The 18,330-nt window shown below is 64.0% G+C and carries 19 protein-coding genes; 4 read left to right on the top strand and 15 right to left on the bottom strand.

Going from position 1 to position 18,330, the window contains the following annotated elements:
- The first annotated feature begins 25 nt into the window (after positions 1-25).
- The gene (locus Cth01_RS14120) at positions 26-1,189 is read left to right on the top strand and encodes an acyl-CoA dehydrogenase family protein (protein ID WP_045839504.1); all 1,164 of its coding nucleotides are present in this window, start codon (positions 26-28) and stop codon (positions 1,187-1,189) included.
- A gap of 95 nt (positions 1,190-1,284) precedes the next feature.
- Positions 1,285-2,235 carry a LysR family transcriptional regulator gene (locus Cth01_RS14115; RefSeq protein ID WP_045839503.1) on the top strand — a complete coding sequence of 317 codons (951 nt, stop codon included), beginning with the start codon at positions 1,285-1,287 and terminating at the stop codon, positions 2,233-2,235.
- A gap of 57 nt (positions 2,236-2,292) precedes the next feature.
- Here Cth01_RS14115 and amaB read toward each other — a convergent pair whose 3' ends face one another.
- From amaB to Cth01_RS14040, 15 genes are all read right to left on the bottom strand, one after another.
- Complete coding sequence (gene amaB / locus Cth01_RS14110) at positions 2,293-3,813, bottom strand: L-piperidine-6-carboxylate dehydrogenase (protein WP_045839502.1); 1,521 nt, start codon at positions 3,811-3,813, stop codon at positions 2,293-2,295.
- A 34-nt stretch (positions 3,814-3,847) separates the two neighbouring features.
- The gene (locus Cth01_RS14105) at positions 3,848-4,936 is read right to left on the bottom strand and encodes a saccharopine dehydrogenase family protein (protein ID WP_045839501.1); all 1,089 of its coding nucleotides are present in this window, start codon (positions 4,934-4,936) and stop codon (positions 3,848-3,850) included.
- 272 nt (positions 4,937-5,208) lie between these two features.
- Positions 5,209-5,541, bottom strand: coding sequence for a cupin domain-containing protein (locus Cth01_RS14100; RefSeq protein WP_045839500.1), 333 nt, complete (start codon positions 5,539-5,541; stop codon positions 5,209-5,211).
- Positions 5,542-5,545: 4 nt separating this feature from the next.
- Positions 5,546-6,442 carry a 3-hydroxyisobutyrate dehydrogenase gene (mmsB, locus tag Cth01_RS14095; protein WP_003067480.1) on the bottom strand — a complete coding sequence of 299 codons (897 nt, stop codon included), beginning with the start codon at positions 6,440-6,442 and terminating at the stop codon, positions 5,546-5,548.
- 72 nt (positions 6,443-6,514) lie between these two features.
- Positions 6,515-6,934 carry a DUF488 domain-containing protein gene (locus Cth01_RS14090; RefSeq protein ID WP_034358206.1) on the bottom strand — a complete coding sequence of 140 codons (420 nt, stop codon included), beginning with the start codon at positions 6,932-6,934 and terminating at the stop codon, positions 6,515-6,517.
- Between the two features lie 18 nt (positions 6,935-6,952).
- Positions 6,953-7,468 (bottom strand): TfoX/Sxy family protein, encoded by a 516-nt coding sequence (locus Cth01_RS14085; RefSeq protein ID WP_034358205.1) that lies wholly within the window; start codon positions 7,466-7,468, stop codon positions 6,953-6,955.
- Between the two features lie 31 nt (positions 7,469-7,499).
- Entirely contained in the window at positions 7,500-8,666 is a 1,167-nt protein-coding gene (locus tag Cth01_RS14080) for an acyl-CoA dehydrogenase family protein (RefSeq protein ID WP_012838774.1), read from the bottom strand.
- A 54-nt stretch (positions 8,667-8,720) separates the two neighbouring features.
- Positions 8,721-9,188, bottom strand: a complete 468-nt coding sequence (locus tag Cth01_RS14075) for a lysozyme inhibitor LprI family protein (RefSeq protein ID WP_428839333.1) — start codon at positions 9,186-9,188, stop codon at positions 8,721-8,723.
- 20 nt (positions 9,189-9,208) lie between these two features.
- Positions 9,209-9,682: a lysozyme inhibitor LprI family protein gene (locus tag Cth01_RS14070; protein WP_233425174.1), complete on the bottom strand. Its 474-nt coding sequence runs from the start codon at positions 9,680-9,682 to the stop codon at positions 9,209-9,211.
- A gap of 82 nt (positions 9,683-9,764) precedes the next feature.
- Positions 9,765-11,288, bottom strand: a complete 1,524-nt coding sequence (locus Cth01_RS14065) for a CoA-acylating methylmalonate-semialdehyde dehydrogenase (protein ID WP_012838771.1) — start codon at positions 11,286-11,288, stop codon at positions 9,765-9,767.
- A gap of 212 nt (positions 11,289-11,500) precedes the next feature.
- Positions 11,501-12,169 carry a hypothetical protein gene (locus Cth01_RS14060; protein WP_045839499.1) on the bottom strand — a complete coding sequence of 223 codons (669 nt, stop codon included), beginning with the start codon at positions 12,167-12,169 and terminating at the stop codon, positions 11,501-11,503.
- A gap of 382 nt (positions 12,170-12,551) precedes the next feature.
- Entirely contained in the window at positions 12,552-13,499 is a 948-nt protein-coding gene (locus tag Cth01_RS14055; RefSeq protein ID WP_045839498.1) for a Bug family tripartite tricarboxylate transporter substrate binding protein, read from the bottom strand.
- Positions 13,500-13,662: 163 nt separating this feature from the next.
- On the bottom strand, positions 13,663-14,307 hold the full coding sequence (maiA, locus tag Cth01_RS14050; protein ID WP_045839497.1) for a maleylacetoacetate isomerase: 645 nt from the start codon (positions 14,305-14,307) through the stop codon (positions 13,663-13,665).
- A 12-nt stretch (positions 14,308-14,319) separates the two neighbouring features.
- Positions 14,320-15,027 (bottom strand): fumarylacetoacetate hydrolase family protein, encoded by a 708-nt coding sequence (locus Cth01_RS14045; protein ID WP_045839617.1) that lies wholly within the window; start codon positions 15,025-15,027, stop codon positions 14,320-14,322.
- A 133-nt stretch (positions 15,028-15,160) separates the two neighbouring features.
- Positions 15,161-16,288, bottom strand: coding sequence for a cupin domain-containing protein (locus tag Cth01_RS14040; protein WP_045839496.1), 1,128 nt, complete (start codon positions 16,286-16,288; stop codon positions 15,161-15,163).
- Positions 16,289-16,561: 273 nt separating this feature from the next.
- Here Cth01_RS14040 and Cth01_RS14035 point away from each other — a divergent pair, with 273 nt between their 5' ends.
- On the top strand, positions 16,562-17,110 hold the full coding sequence (locus Cth01_RS14035) for a MarR family winged helix-turn-helix transcriptional regulator (RefSeq protein WP_034409945.1): 549 nt from the start codon (positions 16,562-16,564) through the stop codon (positions 17,108-17,110).
- Between the two features lie 23 nt (positions 17,111-17,133).
- Entirely contained in the window at positions 17,134-18,036 is a 903-nt protein-coding gene (locus Cth01_RS14030; RefSeq protein ID WP_003067507.1) for a LysR family transcriptional regulator, read from the top strand.
- Positions 18,037-18,330: the final 294 nt, after the last annotated feature.

Raw genomic sequence — 18,330 nt, 5'->3', positions numbered from 1 at the left:
ATTCAACCGATAGAGAGAAGCCGCCATGGATTTTTTATGGAGCGCCGAGCAGGAACAGATCCGGGAAGCCGTGCAGCGGGCCTGCGCGCCTTTCGACGACGACTACTGGCTGAAGAAGGACAGGGACGGCGGCTTTCCGCACGACTTCCACCAGGCCCTGGCCGAAGCCGGCTGGCTGGGCATCGCCATGCCCGAGGAGTTCGGTGGCGCGGGTCTTGGCATCACCGAGGCCGCGCTGATGATGCACACCATCTCGGCCACGGGTGCGGGCCTGTCGGGGGCCTCGGCCGTGCACATGAATATCTTCGGCTTGCACCCGGCCGTGGTCTTCGGCACGGACGAGCAAAGACAGCGCTGGCTGCCGCCGCTGATCGCTGGCCGGGACAAGGCCTGCTTCGGCGTGACCGAACCCAATGCCGGGCTCAACACCCTCAAGCTGCAGACCCGTGCCGTGCGCGAAGGCGATGTCTATGTGGTGCATGGGCAGAAGGTCTTCATCTCCACGGCCCAGGTGGCCAACAAGATATTGCTGCTGGCTCGCACCAGGCCTGTGGAGGAGTGCAAGGGCACCGAGGGCCTGTCGCTGTTCTATACCGACCTGGACCGCAGCCGCATCGCCGTGACCGAGATCGAGAAGATGGGCCGCAAATGCGTGGACACCAACCAGCTCTTCATCGACGGGCTGCGCATCCCGGTGCAGGACCGCATTGGCGAGGAGGGCAAGGGCTTTTCGTACATCTTGCACGGACTCAACCCCGAGCGCATCCTGATCGCGGCCGAAGCCGTGGGCCTGGGCCGCGCAGCCCTGGCGCGCGCCACTCAGTACGCGAACGAACGCGTGGTCTTCGATCGGCCCATAGGCCAGAACCAGGGCGTACAGCACCCGCTGGCCCAGGCCTGGATGGGGCTGGAGGCCGCACACCTGATGGTGCAGAAGGCCGCTTTCCTCTATGACAAGGGCCTGCCCTGCGGCGCCGAGGCCAATGCAGCCAAGTACCTGGCCGCCGAAGCCTGCGCCAAGGCCTGCGAGACCGCCATCTTCACGCATGGCGGCATGGGCTATGCCAAGGAGTTCCATGTGGAGCGCTATATGCGCGAGTCCTGGATTCCGCGCCTAGCACCCGTGAGCCCGCAGCTCATCATGTGCTTTATCGCCGAGAAGGTGCTGGGCTTGCCGAAGTCATATTGATGACCCCCTGAGCCGCTGCGCGGCTTCCCCCTGGAAGGGGGACGACGCCCTCGCCGCGAGGCGGCTCTTGCTCGGCGTCCCTGGCGAAAGGAACGATGCCTGCCGCCGTGCCTGCATGGCAAGATCAGGTTATGAAGACTCATCTGTTGCGCTATTTTGTGGTTCTGGCCGAGGAGCTGCACTTCGGTCGGGCCGCCCAGCGCCTGTGCATCACCCAGCCGCCGCTGAGCATGGCGCTCAAGGCGCTGGAGCAGGAACTGGGCACGGTACTCATGGAGCGCGACGCCAAGAACGTGAAGCTCACGCCTGCAGGCGAGGCCTTTTTGCATGAGGCGCGCAAGGTGCTGGCTCAGCTCCAGCATGCGGCCGAGGTGGTGCGTGGCGTGGCCCAAGGGCTGCAGGGGCGGCTGGACATAGGCATCACGGGGTCCATGGTCTACCGCCAGGTGCCGGGGTTCTGCCGGGCCTTTCGCGCCGAGCGCCCGCTGGTCGAGCTATGCCTGCACGAGATGTCCACGCGCGATCAGCTGCAGGCCATTGCCAGGGGGCAGATCGACTGCGGCTTTCTCAACATCGGCACGCCCCAGGACGATATACGCACGCTGTCCATAGGCGAGGAGGCTTTTGTCTGCTGCCTGCCCAGCGACCATGCGCTGGCCCGGCGTGCCGAAATCGACCTGCGCGAACTGGCCCAGGACACTTTTGTGATGTTTGCGCGCGAGGTGGCGCCGGCCAATTACGACAACGTCATCGCCTGTCTGCAGCAAGCCGGCATCCATCCCCATACACGGCATGCCGCGCGCCAGTGGCTGACCGTCATGGCACTGGTCTCTGCCGGTCAGGGCGTGGCCCTGGTGCCGGCCTGCATGCAGACCGTGGGCATGAACGGCGTGCGCTTTGCGGCGCTGCGCGGCAGCCGGGTGACCACTCCGGCCGTGCTGGCCTGGCGGCCACGGGGCATGCCGGCCGTGCTCGAAGCCTTTGTGGCCAGCGTGCAGAATCTGGTGCAGGCCGCACAGCCAGGACTCTTGAATGGAGTCCGTTAACCCCGGAATCCGCGTTGCATGGCCTCCCTGGCAGTCAAGGGCTGCGGTACCTGTGCCTCACCCGAATTGAATGCCTTGCGCCAGCGGTAGCTCGCGCGAGTAGTTGATGGTGTTGGTCGTGCGGCGCATGTATTGCTTCCAGGCGTCCGAGCCGCTCTCACGGTCGCCGCCAGTCTCTTTTTCACCGCCAAAGGCGCCGCCGATCTCGGCACCGCTGGGCCCGATGTTGACATTGGCCATGCCGCAGTCCGAACCGGCCGCGCTCAGAAAGACTTCCACCTCGCGCAAATCGTTGGAGAAAATGCAGGAGGACAGGCCTTGAGGCACATCGTTGTTGAGCGCAATGGCCTGCTCCAGCCCGTCGTAGCTCAGCACATAGAGCAGGGGGGCAAAGGTCTCGTGCCGAACGATGCTGGTCTGGGCCGGCATGTCCACGATCGCCGGTGCCACATAGAAGCCCTGCGGAAACTGCTGCTCCAGCTGGCGCTGGCCGCCCGTCAGCAAATGGCCGCCGTCTTTCAGTGCCTGACTCAGCGAGTGCTGCAGCGCCTCGAACGATGCCTCGTTGATCAAGGGGCCGACCAGGGTGTCCGGCTGCAGCGGGTTGCCGATGCGCAGGCTGCGATAGGCCGGCAGCAGCCTGTCCAGCAGCGGCTGTTTGACATCGCGGTGCACGATCAGGCGTCGCAGCGAGGTGCAGCGCTGGCCGGCCGTGCCCACGGCGCTGAAGACAATGGCGCGCACGGCCAGATCCAGATCGGCTGCCGGCGTGACCACCATGGCATTGTTGCCGCCCAGCTCCAGAATGCGCTTGCCAAAGCGCGCCGCCACCTTGGGACCCACGGCGCGGCCCATGCGGCTCGATCCCGTGGCCGATACCAGCGCAATCCGGGGGCTGTCCACCAGGGCCTCGGCGGCAGCCGCGCCGCCCAGCACGATCTGCGCCAGACCTGCTGGAGCCCGGTCGCCAAACCGGGCAATGGCGCGCTCCAGTGCCTTGAAGGTGGCGAGGCCCGATAGCGGTGCCTTGTCGGAGGGCTTGAAGATCACCGGGTTGCCGCAGACCAGGGCAATCGCCGCGTTCCAGGCAAACACGGCACTCGGAAAGTTGAAGGCCGTGATGACGGCCACCGGCCCCAGCGGGTGGTATTGCTCCATGATGCGGTGGCCGGGACGCTCGGAAACAATGGTCTTGCCATGCAGCTGGCGCGACAGGCCCAGTGCGAATTCGCAGATGTCCACGCCTTCCTGCACCTCGCCCAGGCCCTCCTGAGCTATCTTGCCGACCTCGCAGCAAATCACATGGCCTATATCGGCCTTGGCGCGGCGCAGCTCCTCGCCCCAGAGCCGCACCAGCTCGCCACGCACCGGGGCGGGCACCAGGCGCCACTGCTTGAAAGCCTGCACCGCATGGTCTATGACCTGAGGCACCTGGGCACCGGGCAGGGCGGCCAGACTGGCCAGTTCCGTGCCGTCGATGGGCGAGTGCACGCTGATGTCCTTACCCTCAAGGGCCTGCAGTTCTATGCCGCAGCGGCTCAGCACGGTCTGGAAGTCGGTTGCGGAGATGGCGGTCATGGCATTCCCTCCTGATGGGTGTGAGATACAGGCCTCAGCCGAGCAGGCCGTTGAAGTAGGGGGCCACGCGGGTGCCCGAGAGTGCGGCCAGCGTGCATTGCTCCTGGCGCACAAAGCCCTGCTGCGGCAGTTGGCCCGTGGCGAACAGCTCCACGGCGGCCAGCATGCCGGCCGAGGTCGTGAGCTCTATGGCCGTGCGCTGTCTGCCGCGCAGCGCCGCACCGAAGATGCGGGCGCCGCGCGTCAGCTGCTCCAGCCGGCCCGCGCGCTTGCCGCTGGCCATGGCGGCAACCACCACCATGTCTTCACGGCTGTGGGGCACCGCGCCTTCGAGCACCTGGCGCAGCAGATCGCGTCGCTCGATCAGGCGCAGGCCGTGTAGCAGCAAATGCATGGCATCGCGGTGGCCGGGGTGGCGTATGGTCTTGTAGTTGAGGTTGCGCACCCGGCCCTGCAGCGTCTCGCACAGCGTGCCCAGACCGCCTGAGGTGTTGAAAGCCTCGAAGTTCTCGCCGTCCAGGATCAGCGGCTCGACCCCCTCCAGCGGCGGCACCAGCATGGGCTGTCCATTGACGATGGTGTTGCAGGGCTTGCAGTACTCGTTGATGACGCCGTCCACGCTCCAGGTGAAGTGGTAGCGCAGCGCATTCGTCGCATGGCGCGTGAGCGCGCCCACGCGCAGCTGCAGATCGAACAGCTCGTCGAACTGCTGGGCCAGATGGCCGCCCAGCATGCCGATCAGGCCCGGTGCCAGTCCGCACTGCGGCATCAGCACCGAGCGCGTCTGCGCCGCCATGTCCTGTATGGCGCGCATGGCCGCCACATCCTCGGTCAGATCGAAGTAATGCACGCCCTGCTGCGCCGCTGCCCGGGCCACGCGCTCGGCACAGAAGAAGGGTAGTGCATTGATGACCAGCGAGTGCTGCTGCAGCGCGTGGGTCAGCGCCGCATCGTCGTCGATGTCCAGCTGCAGCGGGCGGATCTGCGGGTCGTTGCCGGGCGGGGGTTGCATATCGGCCAGCGTGACGGTGGCTTCATGCAGCTCGGCAGCCATGTCGGCGATCGTTGAGCCGATCTTGCCGGCGCCGAGGATGAGAATGTTCTGTCCAGTCAGCTTCATCATGGAGAACTCCTTGAGAGCAACGCAGCGATCACTTCCTCTGGGGCCATCTTAAACACAGGGCAGAGATTTGCACCACTGAGAAAAGCGTCAGCAGGAGTCGATTTGCGTGGGCAGACAAGGAGTCTTCAGCAGGAGCAGTCCGCTTCGGAAAGAATAGCTGTCAGCACTTGCGGAGTCAGAGCTGACAGCTTGACAGGCTTCAAGCCCGGAGGCCTGCCGTGATACCCGCTGCAGCAGAGCGGGGTCAGCTGGCCGGTGACCGGGTCTGGTGGTTAGTGCTTGTGCAGCACGATGGTGATCAGGGCCGAGGAGTCGTGTTCGGCCTCGACCTCATGCATGGTTTGGGCGGGCAGAAACAGCAGCTGCCCCGCGTTCAATGTCTGGCGGCTTGCGCCCTGGATGACGGCGAGCTGCCCCTCCAGACATTGAATCGTCAGTTCGCCCGGCACCTGATGCGCAGGCAGGCGTTTGCCTGCCATCAACACCAGACGGATTACTTCCAGGGTGTCGGACTTGAAGAGTGCAGCGGTCTTCTGGTTTCCCAGCGAAGTGCCGTGGGGCTGCACTTCGACGGGAACCCCGGGTTGGGCGTGGGGCAGGGCCATGGTCTCAGGCCTTTTTCTGCAGCATCTTGATGATGCTGGAAAAGTCTTCGCCGCCATGGCCGGACAGGCTGTGCGCCGCATAGATGGAACGCGCCATGCCGCCCAGCGGCGTGCTGGCGCGGTTGGCCGTGGCGTTGTCCTGCGCCAGGCCCAGATCCTTGAGCATCAGGTCCGTGCCGAAGCCGCCTGCATAGCCCTTGCTGGCCGGCGCGTTCTCATGCACGCCGGGGAAGGGGTTGTATTTTTCAAGGGCCCAGTTGCCGCCCGAGCTGCGGCGCATGATTTCGGACAACACCTTGGGGTCCAGACCGTTGGCCACGCCCAGGGCGATTGCTTCGCTGGTGCCCACCATCAGAATGCCCAGCAGCATGTTGTTGCAGATCTTGGCCGTCTGGCCCGCGCCGACACCGCCCGCGTGGAAGATATTGGCGCCCATTTTTTCGAGCAATGGCTGGGCGCGTGCCAACTGCGCGTCGCTGCCGCCCACCATGAAGGTCAGCGTGCCGGCAATGGCACCGCCGGTGCCGCCCGAGACCGGGGCGTCGATAAAGTCTATGCCCGCTGCCTGGGCCGCCTTGGCCACCTTCTGGCTGGTGGCCGCGGCGATGGTGGAGCTGTCGATCACCAGCGTGCCCTTGGCGATGTGCGCGAGCAGACCGGCCGCGCCGTCGCGGCCCAGGAACAGGCTCTCTACATGCTGGCTGGCGGGCAGCATGGTGATGACGGCTTCGGCGCCTTGCACGGCTTCCTGGGCACTGGAGGCCGCCTGTGCCCCGGCGGCCACGACCTTGGCGATGGCCTCCTGGCTCAGGTCGAAGGCTTTGACACTGTGGCCGGCCTTGGCCAGATTGACGGCCATGGGGGCACCCATATTGCCCAGACCGATAAAAGCGATTTGCATGTCTGTCTCCTTGCTGTTATTGAATTGATAGCGTCTAGCGCTTTATCCATAAGCGATTGATTGGTTTTTCGCTTAATTCTTGAGAATGGCACCCTTGTCAGCGAGCAGGCTGCGCAAGATGCTGCGGTGGCAATGCGCCTCGTCGTCGCAGTAGCAGCCCAGAGAAAAGGCGGAGCTGTGCGACAAGGCTGCGAGCAGGCCCAGGGTGCGATCGGCTGCGGGCTCGGCCAGTTGCTTGCGGAACTGCTTTTCAAACTGCTTCCAGAGCTTGTCGGCCTGTGCCTCCTGGCCGGCTGTGCGCAGCCTGATGGCCTCCAGGGCCTGCTGCATCAGCTCCACCTCGGGCGAGAGTTCGGGATACCAGCAGTCGTAGTAGTTGCGGCTTGCGAACTCGGCCTTGGGCACGCCGCGCGGCGGTCTGCGCACCGTACCTATGCGCAGGCCCTCGTCGGGGGCGCGTTCGCTGCCTAGCTGGACTATGCGTATGGCCATGAGGTCCGTCCTTTGTGCTTATTCGCTGTCGAAAATAGGATGTTTTCTGGGGGCGTCGGCATCAGCCGGTTTCGGGGCAGCCCTGGTGCGCTTGCGCCCGCTGCTGGTGCCCTGACCGGCAGGGCTTTTTCCACCGCCCGGCTTCTTGCTATCGGTCTCGCTGCTGGCCTTGCTGCCGGTCTTGCGTTTTGGCGTGGCCTTTGCCAACGGGTTGAAAGCCAGGGCTTCGCTGATCCAGTGCTGCCACTGTTCACGCCTGGCGTAGGCCGTGGGGCCGACGAGAAAGTAGCCGTCCATCAGTCCGCGCGAGGACAGCGGGCGCACGCCCGGCATCTCCGCAATCTGCGCATGACTGGCGGGGGGCAGGCGCACCAGCAACTCGTCGTTTTCCACGCCCAGGCACATCTTGCCGTCGACCATGAAAACATGGCAGCCGAACATGGTCTTCTCTTCCACGGCTGTGCAATCCTGCAGCGCATCGCGCACGGCATCTATGAGCTGCAGGGTTTCAGGGGCGATGGGCTTGGCGGGCATGACGATCCTTGCGTTGCGTGATGGCAGCAGCTTAGCGAATGACCTCCGGAGCATCGCCCTCCAGCATGCGCCTGGCAATGATGACGCGCATGATTTCGTTCGTGCCTTCCAGAATCTGGTGCACGCGGGCATCGCGCATCAGGCGCTCCAGCGGGTACTCGCGGATATAGCCATAACCGCCATGCAGCTGCAGAGCCTCGTTGCAGACCATGAAGCCGGCATCGGTGGCAAAGCGCTTGGCCATGGCGCAGTAGGTCGATGCATCACGCGCGCCGGCATCCAGCTTGGATGCTGCCAGGCGCACCATCTGCCGCGCTGCGACCAGCTCGGTCGCCATATCGGCCAGCTTGAACTGCAGGGCCTGAAAGCTCGCAATGGCCTTGCCGAACTGCTTGCGCTCCTGCATATAGCTTTGTGCCTGGGTCAGTGCCCCCTGGGCTGCGCCCACCGAGCAGGTGGCGATATTGATGCGGCCGCCGTCCAGGCCCTTCATGGCGATCTTGAAGCCTTCGCCCTCGCGGCCCAGCAGGTTGTGCGCGGGAATGCGCACATTGTCGAAGCTGATGACGCGCGTGGGCTGGCTGTTCCAGCCCATCTTCTCTTCCTTTTTGCCATAGCTCACGCCGGCCGCATCGGCTGGCACGGCAAAGGCCGAGATGCCCGAAGCCCCGGAGCCGGCATCGCCGGTTCTTGCCATCAGCACCAGCACATCGGTGCTGCCCGCGCCGCTGATGAAGGCTTTGCTGCCGTTGACGATGTACTCGTTGCCGACCAGCTCGGCCCGGGTCTTGAGCGAGGCCGCATCCGAGCCTGCGCCGGGCTCGGTCAGGCAGTAGCTGGCCAGCTTGCTGCCGCTGGTCAAGGCTTCGCCCCACTGGGCGCGCACGGCATCGGTGGCCCAGGTGCCCAGCATCCAGGTCGCCATATTGTGGATGGTGATGAAGGCCGTGGTCGATGGATCGACGGCCGCCATTTCTTCGAATACCAGCGTTGCATCGAGTCGTGGCAGGGCCAGACCGCCAATGCTTTCCGGAGCATAGAGGCCGCAGAAGCCCAGCTCGCCGGCCTTGGCAATCGCCTCGCGCGGGAAGATGTGCTCGCGGTCCCACTCGGCTGCATGCGGCGCCAGCTCGGCCTGCGCAAAAGCACGGGCAGTATCGGCAAAAGCGCGTTGATCTTCGCTGAGTTCAAAGTCCATTTCATGTCTCCTTTTTTGTTCTACTCGTCTTCTGGCCCCTGACGGCTTTGCAGCTTAGTCCGGCGGCCCCTGGTGCAGCCAGCGTTTGAGCACCGCATCGCGGGCCGTGATCTGCTGCACCAGACAGCCGTGGTAGCGGCTGGGCCAGTCGGGCTGCGCTTCAAAGGCCTTTGTGGCCTGCTTGCAATGGGTGATGCGCTGGCGGCTCCATTCGCCTTGCTCCTTGCGCAGGGCGGGGCGCTCATGGGCCGATAGCGCGCGCATCACATCGCCATAGAGAATCTGGTGGTCGGTGTCGGCTTGCTGGAAGTCCTTGATGGCACAGGCATTGATCTGGGCCTTGGTGCCGCCGGGCACGCAGTCGGCTCCGGCCTGGGCCAGGGCGTGCTGGCTCAAGCTTGCTGCAATAAGAAGAGCGGCAAGCGATTTGGTGTCAATGGTTGCAGGCCGCGGTTGCCTGAATTTCTGAATGCGGATCGTCATGCCCGCATCATCGCAGCCCGGGCTGGCCTGCTGGCGCAAGTGATATGAGTTTGCCCGGTTCATGGCTGCTTTTCACCCTGTGCGTTCTTTGCCAGCGGATACCACTGGTTCTTGAAGGCCTTGACCCGGCTCAGGGCCATGCCGATGCGGCAAGCAGCCATGTCCTCAGCCTCATGGACATAGCCATTGGGCTGGCAGCGCCGGTCGCGCTCCTGCGTCCAGTCGTCCTGTTCGGTTTGCAGGGCCTGGGCGTTGGCCTGCGGCAGCTGGCGCTGCAGGTACAGGTAGAGCACCTGCATGCTCCGTTCCAGAATCTGGGCCTGTTGCTCAAGGCAGGCAAGAGACAGTGGCTGATCTGAGGGGCAGTGCAGCGGGGCCGGCTCGCTGTCCTGGGCCGATGCCACAGGCAGATGGGCAATCAGCAGGCTGCCGGCTGCCAGGGCGCACAGACGGGCCAGCCGCCGTGCGGGGCTGTGAGATGTGTTTGCGGCTGGGCGCAGGGGGGAGGAGCGTGACAATTCTTGAACGTACATGCCAGCCATCATCGGCAAAGCCACACAGCGCAGCCCGGGCCTGGCAAGAGGCAGGGCTGCACTGTCGGGTTTCATGGCCGGCTTACTTCAGGCTGATGGTGGTGTTCACGCCGTGGCTGGTGGTGCTGTCGTCGAACCAGCGCGCCGTGATGGTCTTGGTCTGGGTGTAGAACATGACCACCTGCTTGCCGTAAGGGCCCAGGTCGCCCAGCTTGGATGCACGGCTGCCCGTGAACGAGAACAGCGGCACGGGCACGGGGATGGGCACATTGATGCCGACCTGGCCCACATCGATCTCTTCCTGGAACTTGCGCGCGGCCGCACCCGATTGGGTGAAGATGGCTGTGCCGTTGCCATTGGGGTTGGCGTTGATGAACTCGATGGCCTGATCGATGTCCTCGGCAGCGACCAGACACAGCACGGGGCCGAAGATTTCCTGCTCGTAGATGCTCATGCCGGGCTTGACGCCGCTGAAGATGGTGGGGCCGACAAAATTGCCCTTGGCATAGGCGGCCACCTCGGGTTTACGGCCATCCAGCTCCAGCGTGGCGCCGTCGGCCAGACCGCGTTCGATCAGGCCTTCGACACGCGACAGGGCCGCGCAGCTCACCAGAGGACCGACATCGGTGCCGGGCTCGGTGCCGCCATTGACCTTGAGGGTCTTGGACTTGGCCACCAGATCGGGAATCCAGTTGCGTGCCTCTCCCACCAGAACGGCCACGGAGACCGCCATGCAACGCTGGCCGGCCGCACCGAAGGCAGCGCCCAGCAGGGCATTGAGCGACTGCTCCTTGTTGGCGTCGGGCATGACGATGGCGTGATTCTTGGCGCCCATCATGCATTGCACGCGCTTGCCGTTGAGGCTGGCGCGGTTGTAGACATGGGTGCCGACCTTGGTCGAGCCCACAAAGCTGATGGCCTTGATATCGGGGTGGTCGCAGATGGCGTTGACTACGTCCTCGCCGCCGTGGATGACGTTGAGCACGCCAGGAGGCACGCCGGCTTCCAGTGCCAGCTCGGCCAGACGCATGGTGACAATGGGGTCCTGCTCGGAAGGCTTGAGAATGAAGGTATTGCCCGTAGCGATCGCCATGGGGAACATCCACAGCGGAATCATGGCCGGGAAGTTGAAGGGCGTGATGCCTGCACACACGCCCAGCGGCTGGTTCAGCGTATAGGTATCGACACCGTTGGCCACATTGTTGGCCAGCTCGCCCAGCTGCAGATTGCCGATGCTGGCCGCGTGCTCCACGACTTCCAGGCCGCGGAAGACATCGCCTTCGGCGTCGGGCAGGGTCTTGCCCTGTTCGGCCGTCAGCAGGGCGGCCAGCTCCTTCATGTTTTCGCGGATCAGCTGCTGCAGCTTCAGAAAGATGCGGGCGCGTGCGCCGATGGGCGTCTTTTTCCAGGTCTTGAACGCTTGCTTGGCATTGGCCACGGCGGCGTTGACCTCGTCGGGCGTGGCGAACGGTACGCGCGCCAGCACTTCCTGCGTCGCGGGGTTGACCACATCGCGCCACTGGGTGGTTTTGGATTCGACCATCTGCCCGTTGATGAGCAGCTTGACCGTGGGCGCCAGAACCTTGGCGGAAGTCGGTGCGTTCATGAGGTGTCTCCGTTGGTGAATTCGTTCCTCATGGTATGTGTGCGGATTTGCTGTAGCAATAGCAAACACTGCACATAGGGTGTGCAAATGTGCACAAGTGGATGCTATGTCTGCCAGCGCTTTGGAGCTTGTCGTGCAGGCATGGCTGCAGTACCTGCGGCGGCAAAATGCAAAAGGGCCCACCCGGGCCCTTTTGCCGTTCTCAGGTTCTCTTAGAGCTCGCTGAACATCTCGTCAAAGGCTTCGCTAGCGAAGTCGTTACGCCAGGCCTTGTCCTTGTCCTTGGGCACCATGCCCAGGGAAAGCACGCCCTCGTAGGTGTAGCTGGCGGGGGCTGAGTATGCAGCTTGCAGCTTCTTGAGTTCGCCTTGCACCTGATCCAGGCTGAGCTTGTTGCGCACCATGCGTTGAATGCCCTCGGCCCAGGTCTCGGGGGTCTTGACCAGCTGGCAGCTGAACTTCACATCGGTATTGAGCACGCCATGCTTGTCGAGCTTGGGCTTGGTGGCCGAGACGGTCTTGCACTGCGATTGCTGGCGCGCCTTTTGCACCGTGCTCATCAGGCTTTCCACGGGCGCACGCAGGGCGTTGCGCTGCGCCTCGGGGAACAGGGGCAGGGCCATGTCGGTGACTTCACGCGGGAAGTCCTTGTCGGCTTGCTTGAGTTCGGCGGCGTTGGCGTAGTCCGCGCTGCGGCCCGAGCGCAGGCGGTCCGGACGCAGATAGTCATTGAGCTGGCTGATGGCCTGCTCGTCGTGATTGACCAGAGTGCGGATATACAGCTCGGCCGCAGCAATGGGCGAGGGCGGCTCGGCCGCCTGCGAAGCGGCGGCCAGGGGCAGCAGCAAAAAAGCGATAGCAGTCTTGATGGAATTGTTCATCTTTTTATAACGATTTAAAGGGGCTGAATCACGTGGAGTCACGTGAAAACAGCATGGGGCCCCTGGCAGACAGGCGGCGCTGCGGCTTGGGCGGGAAGCTGCCGAACAGCCCTGACGCTTATCAGCGGGGACTCATGGCATACGGGCGCTCTAGAGGTGGGATGGAAATCCGGAGAAACGCCTCGCAACAAGTGTAACCCCGGGTCGAGGTCGTTTTCTGCACGCCTTTGGAGCTCTGCCGTCTATGTGCGGCCTTCTTGATCCGGAGCGAGGCGGGTCGTCGCGTCAATGAAAAAAGCCCCGTGCACTCTGTGCTGACGGGGCTTTGCCGGCTGCAGGCGTAGGCCTGTACCGTGATCTATTTGATGGCCGCCAGCGGCTCTCAATCCAGGCTGATCTGGGCTTTTTCAATCAGCAGCTTGTATTGCTCGGACTTCTTCTTGGCAAATTGCTGCATCTCGGGCACGGTGAAGCTCATGGGCTGGAAGGCGAAGGTGGAGAACTTCTCTTTGACCTGCGGGTCCTGCAGCACGGCCACCACATCGCTGCGGATCTTGTCGCGCACGGCGGTGTCCACGCCCTTGGGGCTGAGCAGGGAGACAAAGGAGTTCACATCCAGCTCGGCTGGGCCGCCGGCTTCGGCGACCGTCGGCACGTCGGGCATTTGCGCGATGCGCTTGGGCGCGGCCACGGCTAGATAGCGGATCTTGCCGCTTTTGTAGATGCCCTGGCTGGAGGGCAGGCTGGCAAAGCTCCAGCTTGGGTCGCCGTTGGCAACCGAGGTGAACAACTGGCTGACCTCGCGGTAAGGCACATGGGTCATCTTGCTGCCCGTCAGATAGTCCAGCCATTCGCCGCCCAGATGGCCGGGGCTGCCAACGCCCCAGGAGCCGTAGCTGATCTTGCCGGGCTCGGCCTTGGCGGACTTGATCAGGTCGCCCATGTTCTTCCACGGCGAATTCGTGGGTACGGCCACAAAAAAAGGAGTCAGGAACAGTGGGGCCACGGGGTCGAAGTGGCTCAGCGTGTTGAAGTTCTTGTTCTTGTAGAGATAGGGCAGGGCCGAGATATGTTCGCTGTCCAGTTGCAGCAGGGTATAGCCGTCGGGCTTGGCGCGGCGCGCGTACTCGATGGCGACAAAGCCGCCGCCACCGGGGCGGTTGTCCACCGTCACGCCCTGTTTCCAGCGCTGGGCCAGTTTTTCGCCCACGATGCGCAGCACGGCATCGGGGCCGCTGCCCACGGCAAAGGCCGTGACCACGGTCACCGGGCGGTTGGGATAGTTGGAGGCATCACCCTGGGCCAGCGCCTGGCCGGCTGCGGCCAGCATGGCAGCTGCGGAAACTATTGTTTTAATAGCTGTTTTCGTAGGTATGGATTGGCTTTGGTGCTGATTTTGCTCGTATTTCACAGTTTGTCTCCGGTGGGCGTTTTTTAGGGACTGCAAAGCGTTGCTGGGCAGCCGCGTCCGGGCGCGGCCGCAGGGGATGGGTCTATTGCGGAGCGTCGGGCTGGGCCAGAGGCGCTGCCTGGGCAAAGGCGGGCAGGGCGCTGCAAGCCGCATCGACAGCGCTGATCAGCGGCCAGCGGGCCAGATCCACGCCAAAGCGGCGTGCGCTCTCGACCTGCGGAATCAGGTAGACATCGGCCAGACCGGGGGCCTTGCCGAAGCAGAAGCTGCCGCGTGTGTCGTCCTGTGCCAGCAAGGCTTCGATGGCGTCAAAGCCGGCCGTGATCCAGGTGGCGCACCAAGCGTTGATGGCGGCCTCGTCGGCGCCGAACTGCTGGCGCAGGGTCTGCAGGATGCGGCGGTTGTTGATGGGGTGCACATCACAGCCCACGATGGCCGTCAGGGCGCGCACATGGGCGCGGGCCTCGGGGTCGGCAGGCAGCAGCGCAGGCTCGGGGTAGCGCTCTTCCAGCCATTCGATGATGGCGGGCGACTGGATCAGCGTCTCGCCGTTGTCCAGCGTCAGCGCGGGCACCAGGCCTTGAGGGTTGATGCGCTTGAACGGCGCTTCGGCCTGCTCGTCCACACGCAGATCGACAGGGAAGTAGTCGGGCGTGAGGCCCTTGAGATTGAGGGCGATGCGCAGGCGGTGCGAGGTGCCGCTGCGAAAAAAGCTGTAGAGCTTCATGGTCTGCGCGCCTTACTCGGGCTGGCCCACGTTCAGGGCAATCTCGCCCACGCCTTCCACACGACCTGTGATCCGGTCGCCGGGCAGCACGGCGCCCACGCCTTCGGGAGTGCCCGTGTAGATCAGATCACCGGCTTGCAGGTGATAGAACAGCGACAGATCGGCAATGATTTCGCGGATATTCCAGATCAGCTTGTTCACATCGGACTGCTGCTTGACCTGACCGTTGACGCTCAGCTCGATGAGGCCGGACTCGATCACCTTGCTGGCCATGGGCACGATTTCGCTGGCGATGGAGGACTGCTCCACATCCTTGCCCAGATCCCAGGGGCGACCCTTGTCGCGTGCGACCAGCTGCAGGTCGCGGCGCGTCATATCGAGGCCGCAGGCATAGCCGTAGATGTACTCATGGGCCTGGTCGGCAGGAATGCGAAAGCCCGCTTTGCCGATGGCCACGACCAGCTCCATCTCGAAGTGGTAGTTCTGGGTCTCGGGTGGATAGGCCACGGTGGCGCCCGATTCGGTCAGCGTCTGCGGGGCCTTGGTGAAGTAGAAGGGGCGCTCTGTGCTTTTGTCCACGGGGCGGCCCATCTCCAGCGCATGGGCGTGGTAGTTGCGGCCCACAAAGAACAGGCGGTTGACGGGCAGGCGCTGCTCGCTGCCGCGCACGGGCAGGGATTGCACGGGGGATGGCGCCCAGAGATAGTTGGCTTGGGTCATGTGTGATTCCTGATGGGTATCGGTGACTAGGTGCTTGAAAAAGACGCGTTCCATGTGTGAGACAGCCAGCAAGGGCCTGGGCGGCACCGCAGCCAAGGCTGTCTCCCCCTTGAGGGGGAAGACGCGAAGCGGCTCAGGGGGTATCTGCCCTGTACGCGTGGACCGCCTCGAAAATCGGCGTATCGGCAAAACGGAACAGATCCAGCTGCGCTTGGTCGGCATCGCATTGCGCGCTGAACAACTGCCAGGAGGGCACGACAAACATGTCGCCGCGCCGCACCTGCCATTGGCGCTCGCCCACGGTCACCGTTCCCTGGCCGTCAAAGACCTGGAAGACGGCAGAGCCCACTTCGCGTTTTGGCCGGGTGCTGGCGCTGCAAGCCACGCGGTGCATTTCGCAGCGAATGGTGGGCAGCACGTCGCGGCCATTGCATGGATTGGTGTAGCGCACGGCGGCATGGCCTGGGCTGATCGTGGCGGCGCAGCCTTCGGCTTCGAGTGCCAGTTGCTCGGTCAGCGCGCGGTCGGTATCCACCCAGCGGTAGGCCAGCAAAGGCGTGCTCGGGCTGTTCTGCAGATGCGCCACAGGGCTCAGTCCGGGATGGCCCCAGAGGCGCTCGGAGCGCGAGAACTCTGGCGTGGCACGCTCCTGCGGGTCCAGATGCAGGCGGCCATGCTCGAAGAACTGGGACTCGGTGTAGTAGGCAAACGGAATATCCAGCCCATCTATCCAGGCCATGGGCTGGCTGGCCGCATTGTGGTGGGCGTGCCAGTTCCAGCCGCCCTGGGGCAGAAAGTCGCCGCGCGACATGCGGATCGAGTCGCCGTTGACCACGGTCCATACGCCTTCGCCTTCGACCACAAAGCGGAAGGCATGCTGAGTGTGGCGGTGCTCGGGCGCATCTTCGCCGGGCATCAGGTACTGGATGGCAGCCCACAGCGTGGGCGTGGCAAACGGGCGGCCGCCCAGCGCCGGATTGGCCAGGGCAATCGCGCGGCGCTCGCCGCCCCGGCCAACGGGGACGATGCGACCGGCTTCATCAGCCAGCTTGAGCAGATTCTCCCAACGCCACAGATGAGCGGCGGCCTGGCTTTTGGGGTGGGCGGGCATCAGTCCGCCGATTTCCGTCCACAGCGGCACCAGCATTTCCTGCTCGAAACCTCGGTACAACTGCGCAAGCGCAGCTGTAGGCTCGGGTTGGCCGGGGGCGTCGCGGGCCGTGAGCTTGACCGGTGAGGGCTGGGCTTGCGCAAGGCTCATGGTTTGTCTCTTTCTTTGGTATCTGCTTGGCAGTGCGTTGCTGCCGGGTCTGGCGGCTTGCGGCCTGGAATTGGGTCAACAAGAGGCTGCTAATCAAATAAACAGCACACTGATGATTAGCATAATGTTGATCTGCGTCAGCGATGATTGGGTTAAACCCGGTAGCAGGCCTGGCTCGAATCGGTGCGGCAGTCGTGCGAATATCGGGGTCTTTCAGTCATGGCCCTTCAACTGCCGCAAGGCAGGGCGGGCTCGGCTTCGGCCACCCAAGACATGCAATACCAACCCGCAGAACTAGAAAACTATCCCGGCTATCACATCCGCAGGCTGCAGCAGATCGCTGTGGCCGTGTTCATGGAAGAAACCGAGGAATTCGGCGTGACGCCCGTGCAATACGCGGCCCTGTCGGCCGTGCTGCGTCAGCCGGGCATCGACCAGCGCACGCTGGCACGCAATATCGGCTTCGACACATCCACCATAGGCAGCGTGATCGACCGCCTGGAAGCACGCGGCCTGATGGCGCGCAATGCCAGCCCTGCGGACCGGCGCGTGCGTTTGCTGAGCCTGACGGAAGAGGGGCGCGGCCTGCTGGTGGCCGCCGAGCCTTCGGTGCTGCGCGCTCAGCGCCGCATGCTGGAGCCTCTTCCTGACGACAAACGGGCGCAGTTCATGGAAATGCTGTCGCTGCTGATTCACGAGAACGACGAGTTCGCGCGCGCCCCGAGCGCGGTGGCCCAGCGCAGTGCCGAGCGCAAGCGCAGTGCTGCCGTCAAGGCGGTCAAGGGCCTTACGGGCAAGGTGCAGGGCAGCGTGAACGACTGAACCACGGATCGCAAGGAAAGACATTGGACTGGGACCATCTGCGTTTTTTTGGCGAACTGGCGCGCAGCGGCAGCATGGCGGCGGCTGCGCGACGCATGGGAGTCGAGCACACCACGGTGTCGCGGCGCATTCAGGCGCTGGAAAAGCAGCTCGGTGCCGTACTGTTTGCGCGCGAAGGCGGCCAGTGGCGGCTGACCGAGGCCGGGCGGCAGTTGCAGGAAGTGACCAACACCATGCAAAGCGCGGTCGACGGGCTGGAGCGGGGCCCCCTGGCGCATGCAGCGACTGCCGAAGGGCTGGCCGGGCTGGTGCGGGTGGGTGCCACCGAAGGCTTTGGTACGCAGATGCTGGCCTCCGAGCTCGCCAGGCTCACATTGCGCTATCCGCTGCTCAGTGTGGACCTGCTGGCGCTGCCGCGCATGCTGCATTTGTCCAGCCGCGAGGCCGATATCGTCATCTCGCTGGAGCGGCCCAAGCGCGGCTCGGTCGTGGTCACCAAGCTGACCGATTACCGGCTCTATCTGTACGGCCAGCGTGAATATCTGGCGCGCAAGCCATTGGTGGCCAGAACCGAGGACCTGCGCCATCACAGCTTTGTGCACTATGTGGACGATCTGCTGTTCACGCGCGAGCTGCAATTGCTGGATACCTTGCACCGGCCCGAGCGTTTTGCGCTGCGCAGCACCAGCATCACCGCTCAATACGAGGCCGTGCGTGCCGGTGCCGGTCTGGCCGTGTTGCCAGCATTTGTGGCCGACAAGGATCCGATACTGAGCCGCGTGCTACCCGAGCAGGCGTGTTTCACACGCACCTTCTGGATGAGCATGCCCGTGGAGTCGCGCCAGATTCCGCGCATAGCCACGACCTGGAGCTTTCTGCGCGATGCCGTGCAAGGCATGCAGAAGCTGCTATTGCCCGATGCATGATTTTTGATGGCGTCTTGCCCTTGATGGGGCGGCCTGACTTCTGATTTGACCTGCATCCATGCGCTGCATGGTGGAGGCTGGTCTGCGCTGCCGGACCAGTTTGGAGTCAGTCATGAAAAGTCCTGAACGCCGATGGATGCAGCCGCCATCGCCTTGATAACAGCACAGATTGCACGCATATACTGATCCGACCGGATGACTCGGCGCCTGCGACAAGGCAAGGCCTGTATCTGCCTTTGCCTCTGCCACGCGCAGCGCTATGACCAGAGCGTATGGCTGCCAGTCTCCTTGCGC

Origin of the sequence: Comamonas thiooxydans (assembly GCF_000964545.1) — a bacterium.
GTDB lineage: Bacteria > Pseudomonadota > Gammaproteobacteria > Burkholderiales > Burkholderiaceae_C > Comamonas > Comamonas thiooxydans.
This window is presented reverse-complemented; position numbering and strand designations above follow the sequence as displayed.

Excerpts from the sequence above, each read along its gene's own strand:
- Cth01_RS14120 (WP_045839504.1), top strand. The coding sequence starts at position 26 with ATGGATTTTTTATGGAGCGCCGAGCAGGAACAGATCCGGGAAGCCGTG.
- Cth01_RS14115 (WP_045839503.1), top strand. The coding sequence starts at position 1,285 with ATGCCTGCCGCCGTGCCTGCATGGCAAGATCAGGTTATGAAGACTCAT.
- amaB (WP_045839502.1), bottom strand. The coding sequence starts at position 3,813 with ATGACCGCCATCTCCGCAACCGACTTCCAGACCGTGCTGAGCCGCTGC.
- Cth01_RS14105 (WP_045839501.1), bottom strand. The coding sequence starts at position 4,936 with ATGATGAAGCTGACTGGACAGAACATTCTCATCCTCGGCGCCGGCAAG.
- Cth01_RS14100 (WP_045839500.1), bottom strand. The coding sequence starts at position 5,541 with ATGGCCCTGCCCCACGCCCAACCCGGGGTTCCCGTCGAAGTGCAGCCC.
- mmsB (WP_003067480.1), bottom strand. The coding sequence starts at position 6,442 with ATGCAAATCGCTTTTATCGGTCTGGGCAATATGGGTGCCCCCATGGCC.
- Cth01_RS14090 (WP_034358206.1), bottom strand. The coding sequence starts at position 6,934 with ATGGCCATACGCATAGTCCAGCTAGGCAGCGAACGCGCCCCCGACGAG.
- Cth01_RS14085 (WP_034358205.1), bottom strand. The coding sequence starts at position 7,468 with ATGCCCGCCAAGCCCATCGCCCCTGAAACCCTGCAGCTCATAGATGCC.
- Cth01_RS14080 (WP_012838774.1), bottom strand. The coding sequence starts at position 8,666 with ATGGACTTTGAACTCAGCGAAGATCAACGCGCTTTTGCCGATACTGCC.
- Cth01_RS14070 (WP_233425174.1), bottom strand. The coding sequence starts at position 9,682 with ATGTACGTTCAAGAATTGTCACGCTCCTCCCCCCTGCGCCCAGCCGCA.
- Cth01_RS14065 (WP_012838771.1), bottom strand. The coding sequence starts at position 11,288 with ATGAACGCACCGACTTCCGCCAAGGTTCTGGCGCCCACGGTCAAGCTG.
- Cth01_RS14060 (WP_045839499.1), bottom strand. The coding sequence starts at position 12,169 with ATGAACAATTCCATCAAGACTGCTATCGCTTTTTTGCTGCTGCCCCTG.
- Cth01_RS14055 (WP_045839498.1), bottom strand. The coding sequence starts at position 13,499 with ATGCTGGCCGCAGCCGGCCAGGCGCTGGCCCAGGGTGATGCCTCCAAC.
- maiA (WP_045839497.1), bottom strand. The coding sequence starts at position 14,307 with ATGAAGCTCTACAGCTTTTTTCGCAGCGGCACCTCGCACCGCCTGCGC.
- Cth01_RS14045 (WP_045839617.1), bottom strand. The coding sequence starts at position 15,027 with ATGACCCAAGCCAACTATCTCTGGGCGCCATCCCCCGTGCAATCCCTG.
- Cth01_RS14040 (WP_045839496.1), bottom strand. The coding sequence starts at position 16,288 with ATGAGCCTTGCGCAAGCCCAGCCCTCACCGGTCAAGCTCACGGCCCGC.
- Cth01_RS14035 (WP_034409945.1), top strand. The coding sequence starts at position 16,562 with ATGCAATACCAACCCGCAGAACTAGAAAACTATCCCGGCTATCACATC.